Source organism: Cupriavidus sp. C2SS-8b, from assembly GCF_057073745.1.
The window spans coordinates 2,685,098-2,698,290 of record NZ_CP172717.1 but is presented as its reverse complement, the minus strand read 5'-3'; the positions used below and the strand labels follow the sequence as shown (position 1 = coordinate 2,698,290).

Annotated in this window: 8 protein-coding genes and 1 pseudogene; 3 read left to right on the top strand and 6 right to left on the bottom strand. The window is 66.4% G+C overall.

The annotated features are described in order from the left end of the window. Positions 1-11 precede the first annotated feature (11 nt). Positions 12-1,460, bottom strand: a complete 1,449-nt coding sequence (zwf, locus tag ACIGJB_RS29095) for a glucose-6-phosphate dehydrogenase (protein WP_483734697.1) — start codon at positions 1,458-1,460, stop codon at positions 12-14. 257 nt (positions 1,461-1,717) lie between these two features. On the opposite strand from zwf, the gene edd reads away from it, so the two are divergent. Continuing rightward, positions 1,718-3,553 (top strand): phosphogluconate dehydratase, encoded by a 1,836-nt coding sequence (gene edd, locus ACIGJB_RS29090; RefSeq protein ID WP_483733385.1) that lies wholly within the window; start codon positions 1,718-1,720, stop codon positions 3,551-3,553. Here the strand turns inward: edd and ACIGJB_RS29085 are convergent. Together ACIGJB_RS29085 and ACIGJB_RS29080 are read right to left on the bottom strand one after the other, a co-directional pair. Further along, entirely contained in the window at positions 3,550-4,458 is a 909-nt protein-coding gene (locus ACIGJB_RS29085) for a mechanosensitive ion channel family protein (protein WP_483733384.1), read from the bottom strand. The two genes, edd and ACIGJB_RS29085, sit on opposite strands and share 4 nt — an antisense overlap. Positions 4,459-4,702: 244 nt before the next feature. Beyond that, positions 4,703-5,953 (bottom strand): MFS transporter, encoded by a 1,251-nt coding sequence (locus tag ACIGJB_RS29080; RefSeq protein ID WP_483733383.1) that lies wholly within the window; start codon positions 5,951-5,953, stop codon positions 4,703-4,705. Between the two features lie 341 nt (positions 5,954-6,294). Between ACIGJB_RS29080 and ACIGJB_RS29075 the strand changes: the two are divergent. Next, positions 6,295-7,186: pseudogene (locus ACIGJB_RS29075) on the top strand (TonB-dependent receptor family protein); the annotation flags it as partial. A gap of 289 nt (positions 7,187-7,475) precedes the next feature. Here the strand turns inward: ACIGJB_RS29075 and ACIGJB_RS29070 are convergent. Next, positions 7,476-9,086 (bottom strand): peptide chain release factor 3, encoded by a 1,611-nt coding sequence (locus ACIGJB_RS29070; RefSeq protein ID WP_483733382.1) that lies wholly within the window; start codon positions 9,084-9,086, stop codon positions 7,476-7,478. Between the two features lie 120 nt (positions 9,087-9,206). Continuing rightward, positions 9,207-10,208 (bottom strand): YihY/virulence factor BrkB family protein, encoded by a 1,002-nt coding sequence (locus ACIGJB_RS29065; RefSeq protein WP_483733381.1) that lies wholly within the window; start codon positions 10,206-10,208, stop codon positions 9,207-9,209. Positions 10,209-11,248: 1,040 nt separating this feature from the next. Between ACIGJB_RS29065 and ACIGJB_RS29060 the strand changes: the two genes are divergently transcribed. After that, complete coding sequence (locus ACIGJB_RS29060; RefSeq protein WP_483733380.1) at positions 11,249-11,662, top strand: hypothetical protein; 414 nt, start codon at positions 11,249-11,251, stop codon at positions 11,660-11,662. A gap of 119 nt (positions 11,663-11,781) precedes the next feature. On the opposite strand, the gene ACIGJB_RS29055 is transcribed toward ACIGJB_RS29060, so the two are convergent. Then, the gene (locus tag ACIGJB_RS29055; RefSeq protein WP_483733379.1) at positions 11,782-13,152 is read right to left on the bottom strand and encodes a sigma 54-interacting transcriptional regulator; all 1,371 of its coding nucleotides are present in this window, start codon (positions 13,150-13,152) and stop codon (positions 11,782-11,784) included. Between the last annotated feature and the right edge of the window lie 41 nt (positions 13,153-13,193).

The following is a 13,193-nucleotide window of genomic DNA, read 5'->3' as shown; positions in this document are numbered from 1 at the left end:
GTATCTCCGTGTCAGGCTTCCTCGTGCCACAGCGCGTCGTCGCGCGACATCAGCGCCGACGAGGCGGCCGGGCCCCACGTGCCGGCGGTATACGGCTTGGGCGGCACGTTGCTTTCCTGCCAGGTGTCGAGGATCGGCTCGACCCAGCGCCACGCCTGCACCTGCTCGTCACGCCGCACGAACAGGCCCAGCCGGCCGCGGATCACGTCGAGCAGCAGGCGCTCATAGGCACCGGCGCGGCGCACCTTGAACGAGTTGGCGAAATCGAGATCGAGCGACGTCGGCGTCAGCTCCAGCGTGTCGCCGGGCTGCTTGACCAGGAAGTACAGCCGGATGCTCTCTTCCGGCTGCAGCTGGATCACCAGCCGGTTCTGCGGCGACAGCGTCAGCGGGCGCGGAAAGATGGCGTGCGGCACGTCGCGGAAATGAATCACGATCTCGGCCACGCGCGACTGCATGCGCTTGCCGGTGCGCAGGTAGAACGGCACGCCTTCCCAGCGCCAGTTGGCGATCTCCGCCTTGATGGCGACGAAGGTCTCGGTGCGGCTGTCGGCGGCAATGCCCTTCTCGTCGAGATAGCCCGCCACCGGCTTGCCGCCGATAGCGCCGGCCCGGTACTGGCCGCGCACGGTCTTCTCGGCCACCGCCTGTGGCGTGATCGGCTTGAGCGCCTTGAGGATCTTGATCTTCTCGTCGCGGATGGCGTCTTCGGACAGGCTCGCGGGCGGCTCCATGGCCACCATGCACAGCAGTTGCAGCAGGTGGTTCTGCACCATGTCGCGCAGCGCGCCGGTCTGGTCGTAGAAGTCGCCGCGCGTTTCGACGCCGAGCTCCTCGGCAATGGTGATCTGCACGTCCTGCACCCATTCGCGTCGCCACAGCGGCTCGAACAGCGCATTGCCGAAGCGGATCGCCATCAGGTTCTGCACCGACTCCTTGCCCAGGTAGTGATCGATGCGATAGATCTGGTCCTCGGCAAAGAACTTCGCCACGGCGGCGTTGATCGCTTCCGAAGATTCGAGGTCGTGCCCCAGCGGCTTTTCCAGCACGATGCGCACATTGGGCGTGTTCAGCCCCGTGCGCGCGAGCTGCTCGCAGATTGGCACGAACAGGTGCGGCGCGGTGGCCAGGTAGCACACCACGACTTCAGGACGGCGCGACAGTACCTTTTCTGCGAGTGCGTCGAAGTGCGCGGGCACGCGTGCGTCGGCCTGCACGTAGCAGATGCGGGCCAGGAACGCGGCCCATGACTCCGGCGGCGCATGAGCCAGCCCCGGGCGCACGCCCTGCTCCAGCGAATCGAGGTAATCCTGCTGGCTGAGCGGCTGGCTTCCCGTAGCCAGGATGCGCGCCTGCGGATGCAGCAGCCCGGCGTGATGGGCTTCAAACAAGGATGGCAGCAGCTTGCGCCGCGCCAGGTCACCGGTGCCGCCAAACAGCACCATGTCGAAATCAGGCATGCTCACCGTGGACTCCTTGAAGGATGGCGGTCAGAACACTGCGAGCGCTGCGAACGCGGCCCTGCCCGATGCGGCCTCATGGAATGAGTGTCTGCCCGCGGCGCATAAGTTCCGGGCAGTTTACGTGAGTCCCCGCCGCTTGGCGAGGCGCGCGCGCCACAAGCGTACCCGTTTCTGCGTGACCGGCGCCGATCCCGTGGCGCGTGCAGCGTGGCGCGAAGTGCGCTAGGCTGGAAGCAACCCCGCAGGAGAATCCTATGCCACGTCACCCAGTCCTCGAACGGGTCACGGCCCGCATCGTCTCGCGCAGCGGCCCTTCCCGGCAGGCCTACCTCGCTCGCACCCGCGCCATGGCGGGCCAGAAAGTCGAGCGCTCCCAGATATCGTGTACCAACCTTGCGCACGCCATCGCCGCCATGCCGGACGAAGCCAAGATCCGGCTCAAGGCCGACGAGCGGCCCAACCTGGCGATCGTCTCCGCGTACAACGACATGCTGTCCGCGCACCAGCCGCTGGCAGCGTTCCCGAAGTGGCTCAAGGAAGCCGCGCTGGAGGCCGGCGGCACCGCGCAGTTCGCCGGCGGCACGCCCGCCATGTGCGACGGCGTGACCCAGGGGCAGGACGGCATGGACTTGTCGCTGTTTTCGCGCGATGTGATCGCGCTGGCCACGGCGGTAGCGCTGTCGCACCAGATGTTCGATGGCGCGCTGTACCTCGGCGTGTGCGACAAGATCGTGCCGGGGCTGGTGATGGGCGCGCTGTCGTTCGGCCACCTGCCCGCGGTGTTCGTGCCCGGCGGCCCGATGACCACGGGGATCAGCAACGACGAGAAGGCGCATGTGCGCCAGCTCTATGCCGAAGGCAAGATCGGCCGCAAGGAACTGCTCGAAGCCGAGACACGCTCCTACCACGGCCCCGGCACCTGCACGTTCTACGGCACGGCCAACTCCAACCAGATGCTGATGGAGATGATGGGCCTGCATCTGCCGGGGACGGCCTTCATCAACCCGAACACGCCGCTGCGCGAAGCGCTCACGCGCGAATCGGCGCGGCAGGCGCTGCGGCTGGTGCATGGCGGTGAACGCTATACGCCCGTCGCCGAGGTGCTGGACGAGCATGCCTTCGTCAACGGCATCGTCGGCCTGCTCGCGACTGGGGGCTCGACCAACCACACGCTGCACCTGATCGCCATGGCGCGCGTCGCGGGCATCGTGCTGACGTGGGATGACTTCGACGAGCTGTCGGCAGCGGTGCCGCTGCTCGCGCGCGTCTATCCGAATGGCAAGGCCGACGTGAACCAGTTCCAGGCTGCGGGCGGGCTCTCCGTGGTGATCCGCGGGCTGCTCGAACTGGGCCTGCTCCATGACGACGTGAACACGGTCGTCGGCCGCGGGCTGGAAGCCTACACGCGCGAGCCGGTGCTGCGCGACGGCAAGCTCGAATGGATCGACGGGCCGGTGGCCACGCTGGAGGACACCATCGTGCGCGGTGCTGCGCAGCCGTTTCTGCCGGACGGCGGCATCAAGCTGCTCGATGGCAAGTTGGGTCGCGCGGTGATCAAGACCTCTGCAGTGAAGCCGGAGCACCAGGTGGTGGAAGCGCCTGCCATCGTGTTCGAGCACCAGGACGACGTGATTGCCGCGTTCAAGCGCGGCGAACTGGAGCGCGACTTCGTCGCGGTGCTGCCGTGGCAAGGGCCGGCGTCATGCGGCATGCCCGAACTGCACAAGCTCACGCCCACGCTGACCGTGCTGCAGGATCGCGGCTTCCATGTCGCGCTGGTGACCGACGGGCGCATGTCGGGTGCATCGGGCAAGGTTCCCGCGGCCATCCACGTCTGTCCGGAAGCGCTGAACGGCGGCGGCATCGGGCGCGTGCGAACCGGCGACATGGTGCGCGTCGACGCGCCCGCCGGTGTGCTGACCGTGCTGGTGCCCGACGCGGAGTGGAACGCGCGCGAATCCGTGCGCCCCGATTTGAGCGCCAATCGTCATGGCGTGGGCCGCGACCTCTTCGCGACCTTCCGCCGCAACGTCAGCGACGCCGAAGCCGGCGCCTGCACGCTGTTCGCGGATGAAGACGCGCGCGGCTAGCCCGCGCGGCGCAACGGGTTCGCGCGCGGATCCGGCGTGGCCGCGGCCGGCGTGGTCACAGGCGTGACGCCCGGGTCCGGCATGCGGACTTCCTGGATGGGCACGGCGATCTTGCAGCCGGCGTCCTCCAGCACGTGCTTGATGCGCTCATAGAACGCGTATCGCACGGCCCAGTAGTGTTCGTTGGAAGTCCAGCAGCGCAGGTTCAACGTAATGCCTTGCTGCGTGTAGTTGACCACCATCGCTTCGGGCTTGGGCTCGGGCAGCAGGCGCGGTTCATCGGACAGCAGCTTGCGCAGCGCGTCGAGCCCCTTGTGCATGTCGCTGCCGAACGCCACGGTGGTCTCGATGTCCATGCGGCGCGAGGGGTTCTCGCTGTAGTTCGTGATCGCGCTGCCCCACAGCTTGCCGTTCGGCACGCGCAGGCAGACCCCGTCGGCCGTGGTCAGCTCCGTCATGAACAAACCCGTCTCGCGCACCGTGCCCGCCACACCCTGCGCGTCGATGTACTGCCCGACGCGAAACGGCCGCAGCAGCACCAGCATGATGCCCGCCGCAATGTTCTGCAGCGTGCCTTGCAGCGCCAGCCCGATCGCAAGGCCGGCGGCACCGAGCATGGCGATGATGCTCGCGGTCTGCACCCCGAACTGCGACAGCACCAGCACGATGGTCAGCACGCGAACCGTCCACTGGATCGCGCTGGCGAGCAGCGGCCGTATGGTCTCGTCGACGTGGGTGCGGTCGAGTGCGCGGTGGATGGCCGCGGCCGCGCAGCCGGACAGCCACCAGCCGGCGATCAGGATCAGCAGGGCTGCAATGGCGTTCAGGCCCTGGTGCAGGGAAAACTGCACGAGGAAATTCCAGGCAGTCTCGAGTTTGGCGGCGTCGATGCTCCAGTTATTCAAAAGCGGCTCCTGTCTGTGGGGGCGTACCCGTTTCTGCGCGCGCAAATCTGCATGGCGCGACGGTCCAGGCCGCCGCAAAGCCATATATACGCCCCTTGATCGCGTAAAAATGTCGGACATTCACCGACAAAGGGCGCGATTGCGCAAGTTTGTCCTGCTTCTAAGAGGACCAGTACAAGGAGGATTTGTTTCCCGCGTCAGGGAATGCAATCACGCAGAAACGGGTACGCTCGCCATCCGGCGCTCAGCCCGGATGGTCGTGCAGGCGATCGCGGTGGGTCAGTGCCGGGAACATGCGCATCCACAGCGCCACCACCAGCAGCGTGCCCACGCCGCCGAGGACCACCGCGCCGATCGGGCCCAGCAGCGCCGCGGTCACGCCGGACTCGAACTCGCCCAATTGATTGGACGCGCCAATGAAGACCGAGTTGACGGCGCCGACGCGCCCGCGCATGTCGTCGGGCGTATCGAGCTGGACCAGCGTCGAGCGCACCACCACGCTGATCATGTCCGACGCGCCCAGCACGACCAGCGCAGCCATCGACAAGGGCAGCCAGTGCGACACGCCGAACACCAGCGTGGCCGAGCCGAATACCGCCACGGCGCCGAACATCACCTTGCCCGCGCGGCGATTGAGCGGATGCCGCGCCAGCCACAGCGCGGTGACCAGCGCGCCGATGGCCGGCGACGAGCGCAGCAGTCCCAGGCCCCACGGGCCAGTGTGCAGGATGTCGCGCGCATAGATCGGCAGCAGCGCCGTCGCGCCGCCAAGCAGCACCGCGAACAGGTCCAGCGAGATCGCGCCGAGCAGCACCGGGCGGCTGCGGATATAGGCAAACCCCGCAAACAGGGTCTTGACGCTGACCGGTGCGGTCAGCCGCTGCATGGGCTGGCGCAGCGTCAGGCCGCTGACGAGGACCGCGGCAACCGCGAACAGCGTCGCGCTCAGCGCATACACTACGCCGGGACCCGCCACATAGGCAAAGCCCCCGATGGCCGGGCCGATGATAATGGCGGCCTGCGCGGCCGAACTGGCCAGCGCCACGGCGCGCGGCAACTGGCGCGGTGTCACCACGCTGGGCAGCAGCGCCTGCAGCGTCGGCGTCTCGAACGCGCGCGTGGCACCGATCAGCGCGACGAACACGAAGATGTGCCCGGGGTTGATCCGGCCGGAAAGGCTCGCCACTGCCATCGCCACGGCGATCAGCGCTTCGAGCGCCTGGCAGGTACGGACGATGCGCCGGCGGTCGAAGCGGTCCGCTACGTGGCCCGACATCAGGATCAGCACAACCGACGGCAGAAATTGCACCAGCCCCACCAGCCCGAGCATGAACGCGTCGCGCGTCAGGTCGTACATCTGCCACCCGACCGCCACGGTGAAGATCTGGTAACCGATGGTGGTGCACAGGCGCGCGAACCAGAAGCGACGGAACGAGGTATCGCCGAAGATGCGGTCAGACGCATCGGCGGCAGCAGGGGCGGCAGGGGAAGACATGAACGGGATCGCTGGCGGGCCGGGCAGGACAAACAAGATGCGCCGCTTCGGGCACTAAGTACGCCAGCGTGACGGTAAAACCGCTATTTTAAGACGAGCCACAGTTCTGCGTGCATGCAGCTGCCGACATTCGCACACGACGCGTTTCCCTCGTGCCTGAAATGTATCAAACATGATGCATGGAAACGACAGAAGCTCGACAAGATTCGCGTTTGCGAATCATTCGTATTTATAATCGCGCCCTGACGCAGCGTGCTCTCCACTTTCCGCTGCGCGTTTTTCAGGACCTTTCATTTTGCAGCCCGCTTTTCGCCTGACGGGGGGTGCGCTTGGCGCCGCCCAACGCGGTGTATATCGACGACACCATCGACATCGGCAACTGGACCATCACGCCGGGCCTGCGCTACGAGTTCATCCGCTCGTACGCGACCGCGCTAACCCCGGGCAAGCCGGACGTGCGCTCGGAAGTCAGCGCCAATGAGCCGCTGCCATCGCTGTCGGTGATGTACCACGTGAACGACAAGTGGAACGTGTTCGCCAACGCGGGCGTGTCGTTCGGCCCGATGCAGTACTTCCAGATCATCCAGAGCACCAACAACCTGCAGCCCGAGAAGGCCAAGACCTATGAACTCGGCACGCACGTCGAAGGGCTCAACGGCTGGGCCGGCGAGCTGACGCTGTTCAACATCGACTTCTCGCAGGAACTGCAGCTCAACAACGGCGAGTGGACCAATCTCGGCGCCACCACGCACCGCGGCGTCGAAGCGGGCCTGCGCTACGACTTCAGCAAGATCGCGCCGACGCTGGCCGGTCTGTCGGCCTACGCCACGTACACCTACACGTCGGCCACCTTCAACCAGGGCAACTTCTCCGGCCGCGACCTGCCGTTCTACTCGCGCCACGTGGGCACGGTGGGCATGCGCTACGAGCGCAACCGCTGGTCGCTCAATGTCGATGCGTTTGCGCAATCGAAGCAGCGCTCGCCGGGCGATCCGTCCACCAGCACCGTCTACCAGACGGCTGAAAGCGCCAATGGCGCGCTGGGCGACATTCCGGGCTATATGCTGACTTAACATCCGCGCCGGCTATGACTTCGGCAAGAACGCCAAGATCGCGGTCGGCATCAAGAACCTGTTCGACCGCCAGTATTTCACGCGCTCCAACGACCAGAACTTCGGCAAGTACGTCGGCATGCCGCGCACGTTCTACGTGCAGGCCACGCTGTCGTACTGATCGCAATTCCGGCAAGGCAAATCGGCCCGAGCAATGCGGGCCGTCAGATTACTGGCAAGCCGGGATGCCAGACGGTTCGCTCCCCTCTCCCGCTTGCGGGAGAGGGGCTGGGGGAGAGGGCAGGCGCGTGGCAAGCACCGTACCGCCCCACTTCATGGAAACGCCTGCCCTCTCCCCCGCCCCTCTCCCATAAATGGGAGAGGGGAGACAACCCTCGGAATTTTTAGTTTGTCGGAAAGCAAAACGGCCCGCACATGCGGGCCGTTTCGCCATCTGAGCAAGGTTGGCGTCAGACGATCTCGCGCGTTTCCATGAACTGCACGTTCGGGAACTTCTCCTGCGTGAGCCGCAGGTTGACCATGCTCGGTGCCAGGTAGACGTGATCGCCCGCGCCATCGAGCGCTACGTTGTGGCCGGCCTTGGCAATCAGCTTCTCGATCTCTCCCGGCTCGCCCCGCAGCCAGCGCGCGGTCGCGCATTCATGCGATTCGAAGATCGCGTCGACACCGTACTCATGCTCGAGCCGGTGCGCCACCACGTCGAACTGCAGGATACCCACCGCGCCCAGCACCAGGTCGTTGGACACCAGCGGGCGGAACATCTGCGTAGCGCCCTCTTCGGCCAGCTGCTGCAAGCCCTTCTGCAGCTGCTTGACCTTGAGCGGGTTGTTCAACCGTGCGCGGCGGAAGAACTCCGGCGCGAACGACGGGATGCCCGTGAACTTGAGCGGCTCGCCTTCGGTGAAGACATCGCCCAGGCGGATGGTGCCGTGGTTCGGCACGCCGATGATGTCGCCGGCGTAGGCCTCTTCCGTGGTGTTGCGGTCCTGCGCCATGAAGGTGATGGCGTTGTTGATCGCCACGGTCTTGCCCTGCGACACGTGCAGCAGCTTCATGCCGCGCTCGAAGCGGCCCGAACACACGCGCACGAACGCAATGCGGTCGCGGTGGCGCGGGTCCATATTGGCCTGGATCTTGAACACGAAGCCCGTGAACTTGGTTTCCTGGGGCTCGACCACGCGCGTTTCGGTGTTGCGGGCGAGCGGCGGCGGCGACAGTTGGCACAGCGCGTCGAGCAGCGACTGCACGCCGAAGTTGTTGATCGCCGAACCGAAGTACACCGGCGTCTGCTTGCCGGCGAGGAAGGCGTCCTTGTCGAAGGTATGCGAAGCGCCGCGCACCAGTTCGATCTCCAGGCGCAGTTCATCCGCCTGGCTGCCCAGCATGCGGTCCAGCTCCGGGTTGTCGAGCCCGTCGAGAATCGCCGCCGTGCCCTTGTCGCCGTGCGGGTCGAACAGCTGCACCTTGTCGTCGATCAGGTGGTACACGCCGCGGAACGCCTTGCCCATGCCGATCGGCCAGGTCATCGGCGCGCACTGGATCTGCAGCACGTCCTCGATCTCGTCGAGCAGCTCGATCGGCGAGCGGCCTTCACGGTCGAGCTTGTTGATGAAGGTGAGGATCGGCGTCGCGCGCAGGCGGCAGACGTTGAGCAGCTTGATCGTCTGCGCCTCCACGCCGTTGACCGAGTCGATCACCATCACGGCCGAGTCGACCGCGGTCAGCGTGCGGTAGGTGTCTTCGGAGAAGTCTTCGTGGCCCGGCGTGTCGAGCAGGTTGACGATGTTCTCCTCGGCCTTGCCGTCGGCAGCGTTGGCCACCTCGCGACGGTACGGGAACTGCATCACCGAAGACGTCACGGAAATGCCGCGCTGCTTCTCCAGCTCCATCCAGTCCGACGTGGCGTGGCGGTCGGCCTTGCGCGCCCGCACTTCGCCGGCCACCTGGATCGCGCCGCCGAACCACAGCAGCTTCTCGGTCAGCGTGGTTTTACCCGCGTCAGGGTGGGAAATGATGGCAAAGGTGCGTCGACGCGCAATTTCGGAAACGAGCGAGCTCACGGCGGATAGGAATCGGGAGGATTGCAGGGCCCGGCATGCGGGGGCCGGCCGGGCAACAGCGAGGACCGCACGCGGGCGGTCGGGCCGGCACTGCGGGCACGCACGAAAGGGAATGGGGCGCTATTTTACCGGTTCGCCGCCCGCCCCGGGGATCGCATCCACCTGCTGGCCGCGCAAGCTGCCGAACTGCAGCGCGTACTGGCGCGTGAGTTCGGCACCGAAAAAGAAGATCTGTGCCGAGTAATACACCCATAGCATCAGCGCCACGACCGAGCCGGCGGCCCCGTAGGAAGACGCAACCGCGCTGTTGCCGAGATAGAGGCCAATCACGCGCTTGCCGACCGAGAACAGCAGCGCGGTAATGATCGCGCCCATGGTGACGTCACGCCACGCGATGCGGGCATTGGGCAGCATCTTGAAGATCACCGCGAACAGCAGCGTCACGACGGAGAACGAGAACAGCGTGGACAGCACGTCCGCCACCGGCGCGAACCAGGACTGCGTCCACAGCTGGCCCCAGAAGCGTTCCACCACGGCCAGCGCGGCGTTGACGATCAACGACACGAGCAGCATGAACGCCAGCACCAGCACCAGGCTGAACGACAGCAGGCGCGAGCGCAGCAGCTGCTGCCAGCCCGCGCTGGCCGGCACGGGTACGTGCCAGATATCGTCCAGGCTGCTCTTGAGCTCGACAAAGGCGCTGGTCGCGCCGACAAAGAGGATGCCCGTGGCGACCATGGCGGCCGGGCCGCTGCCGCCGGCACGGTGCGTGGCGGCCAGGATGCCCTGGATCGCGCTGGCGCCCTGCTCGCCGACCAGGCCCTGCAACTGCTCGAAGATTTCGCCGCGCGCCGCTTCGGCGCCGAAGAACAGCCCCGCGATGGAAATCACGAGTACCAGGATCGGGGCCAGCGAGAACAGCATGTAGAACGACAGCGCGGCGCCCTTGCTGGCGGCACGGTGGGCAAACCACGACTGCACTGCAGCCGTCACCACGCGGGCGGTGCGCTGGCCGGTATGGCGATCAGGCAAGTAACGCCGCGTGTACGAGGACGGGCGCGGCGCAGGATCGCCGGGGTGGCGATGTCGGTTATCGGGCAGGTTATGTTCTTCAGCAGCCATGCTCGGGAGTCCTTCGCAGCACTAGGGACAGCACGCAGCTAACGCGGCACCTGCGTTCATGATACTGCGCATCGTTGCGCTTCACCGAGGCCTCGGCGCCATGCCCGGCAGTGCGGAACCAACCTGCTACAGTAAGAAAAGGCACGCTTGCCAGCGCCTGCGATGCGACCTGCGCCGCAAGGACTGCGAAAGGAGGCAATGTGACCCACATCACCCCGGGGCGGACCCTGACCGCCCTCTTTCTGCTCGGATTGAGCCTCGTGGCCGGAGGATGCGAGCGTAGCCAGCCCGGCCCCAAGCCGATTTCGGGCGCCGCAAGCGGTGCCAGCCAGTCGGCGGCCCCGGCGCAACCGCCCTCAGCACCGCGCTGAAGCGTACCCGTTTCTGCGTCCTGCCGTGTCAGCGTCCAAGGGACACGGACGTGGCCCCTGTATCAGCGCTGTAACCGCGTCCGATTCGCCGGGCTTTGCGCCTGCCGAGGCGTCACGCCGCGCGGGGCGGGGGATCGCGGCATGTGAGTCTTAAGCCCGCTGGTTGTCGCGCTGCCCGACTGGGAATGTCGGCGTTGCAGCAACGTAACCGATTCGTCAGCGGCCGCGGCGCAAGCCCGCCATCAGCCCCTCGCACTTCCCCGAAAGCCGCATAAAACAAGCGTTTGCGGCCATTGGCATACTTGTCGCTCTCTGTCTGACCGGGAGTCGTCAAGAGACATAGCAAAATGACCTGCAGCATGCAGGAGGAGCCCCAGCCATGCGTCATCCGCCAGCACGCATGACAGCACGTCGGCGCTCACACCGGTTGGCAGGACCGCCACCCTCCGTGATCGACCTGTTGTCGGCGCCGTTGCTGCCGTATCCGCGTTTGCCCGCGCAGCCCGTATCGCCGTGCGCGCTGTGGAGCCGGGCGCTTGCGATTTCGGCTTACCGGCGCAGGACGGGACACTAGACCTGGACCACGGCGCGCCAGAGCGCCGCAAACCAGCAGGAATTTGTGCTCCGTCCCCCGGCGGGCACTTTTTTCCACCAAGGGAGGAGCCACCCATGAAAGCCGGATGCCTTGCCGCCGCCCTGATTCTGTTCTCGACCAGCGCCGCAGCGGCCAGCTATGCCTGGTTCGACCGGCCCGACAATGCCAGCGCCAACTCGCATGCCGCGGTCAGCAACGATATCTATGTACGCGGCTTTGGCTGGGCATGGGGCGAATTGCAGTTCAAGCAGGACCCGGGCGCCGCGACGCCGAGTGAGCGGCAGGCACGCGATGGCCTGGACCGCCGCGACACGGCGCCCGGCCGCCACAACGAAGGCGGCGAAGGCGGCGAAGGCGGCTATACGCAGCCGCGCCACACGCGCGGCAAGGTCAGCATGAACCTGGCGACCACGTCGGCCGCCGGGACGCAAGACACCGCCGGGACGGGGCGCAAGCCATCCGTGCCGGCCAACACCGTAGTGCGCTGACGTGCCGCAAGGCATGGGGAAAGGGGAACCGGCGAGCGGACGTCGCCAGTTCCCCTTTCCCTGGAGCGCCTGGGGTGCGCGACGCCAGCCTCGCGACCCGCAGCGTGGCGGGCCCGGTGCTACTCGCCTGCGGCGGGCTGCGTTTCCACGCGGATGTTGTGCTTGTGCATGAGCCGGTACAACGTCACGCGCGACACGTTCAGTTCGCGCGCGGCGGGCACGACGTGAAAGCCGTGGCTGGCCATGACGCTGCGGATCGCCTCGCGTTCGGCTTCTTCGCGAATGGCATCTAGCGTCTTGCGCGGCAACTCCGTTCCGCCATGCAGCTGCAGGTCCTCCGCCGTGATCTTGCGGTTGTCGGTCATGACGATGGCACGCCGCACCCGGTTGATCAGCTCGCGCACATTGCCCGGCCATGCGTACTGCATCATCGCCTGCGTGGCGCAGGGGGAGAATCCGCGGATGCGCCGGTGGGCTTCGTGGCCATGCTCGGCCAGCACGACATTGGCCAGCAGCAGGATGTCCTCGCCACGCTCGCGCAGCGCCGGAATGGTCAGCGTCAGCACGCACAGCCGGTGGAACAGGTCCGAGCGAAAGCGGCCATCGGCCTGCGCCGCCACCAGGTCCACGTGCGTGGCCGAGATGATGCGCAGGTCCAGCGGAATGGACTGGTGTCCGCCCAGGCGGGTGATGGTGCCCTGCTGCAGGAAGCGCAACAGCGCCACCTGGCTTTCGAGCGGCAGGTCGCCGATTTCATCGAGGAACAAGGTGCCGCCCTGCGCCTGCTCGATCCAGCCGATCTTGCGCTGGTTCGCACCGGTGAAGGCGCCCTTCTCGTAGCCGAACAGTTCCGACTGCACCAGGTGCGATGGAATGGCACCGCAGTTGATCGCGACAAATGGCCCCTTGCGCCGGCTCGAGGCTTCGTGGATCGCCTGGGCGGCGAGCTCCTTGCCCGTGCCCGATTCGCCCGAAATGAATACCGGCGCTTCGTTGTGCGCGACTTTCGCCAACGAACGGAACATGCTGCGCATGGGCGGGCATTCGCCGATCATCGTGCCGTGCGACGCCATCTCCGTGGTGCGGCCGTGATGCAGGCAGGCCATGCCATGCGCGTGCTTGAGGGTGTAGAGCAACTCGTCGTGCGAGAACGGCGTACGCACGTAGTCGACGCAGTAATCGCGGATCAGGATGCGCACGCGCTGGTCCGCGAGCTGGGCGTCGGTGGTGATCGCCACCCACGTCACGTGCTGGTGTTGCAGGCTCTGCTCGAGTTGCGCGAGTTCTGCATCACTGTATTCAGCCTGCAGGTCGATCACGCCCGCCATGGGCGCGCTCCCGCGGACGACCCGCTCGAGGTCGCGCACCTGCTGGATGCGGCGCACGTCCCAGCCCGGCCCGAACTGGGCAGGGGTAAAGCCAAAATCCTCATGACGCGACACGACCACGACCTGCGCAGCGCGTGCCGGCGCCTTGCACAGTCGGTCCATAACGATCTCCCGGACGTTGGGCTTATTGTTTATCCCGGTTT

Bases quoted from the DNA above. Each gene is read 5' to 3' on its own strand.
- zwf (WP_483734697.1), bottom strand. From the start codon at position 1,460: ATGCCTGATTTCGACATGGTGCTGTTTGGCGGCACCGGTGACCTGGCG.
- edd (WP_483733385.1), top strand. From the start codon at position 1,718: ATGCCACGTCACCCAGTCCTCGAACGGGTCACGGCCCGCATCGTCTCG.
- ACIGJB_RS29080 (WP_483733383.1), bottom strand. From the start codon at position 5,953: ATGTCTTCCCCTGCCGCCCCTGCTGCCGCCGATGCGTCTGACCGCATC.
- ACIGJB_RS29060 (WP_483733380.1), top strand. From the start codon at position 11,249: ATGAAAGCCGGATGCCTTGCCGCCGCCCTGATTCTGTTCTCGACCAGC.
- ACIGJB_RS29065 (WP_483733381.1), bottom strand. From the start codon at position 10,208: ATGGCTGCTGAAGAACATAACCTGCCCGATAACCGACATCGCCACCCC.
- ACIGJB_RS29055 (WP_483733379.1), bottom strand. From the start codon at position 13,152: ATGGACCGACTGTGCAAGGCGCCGGCACGCGCTGCGCAGGTCGTGGTC.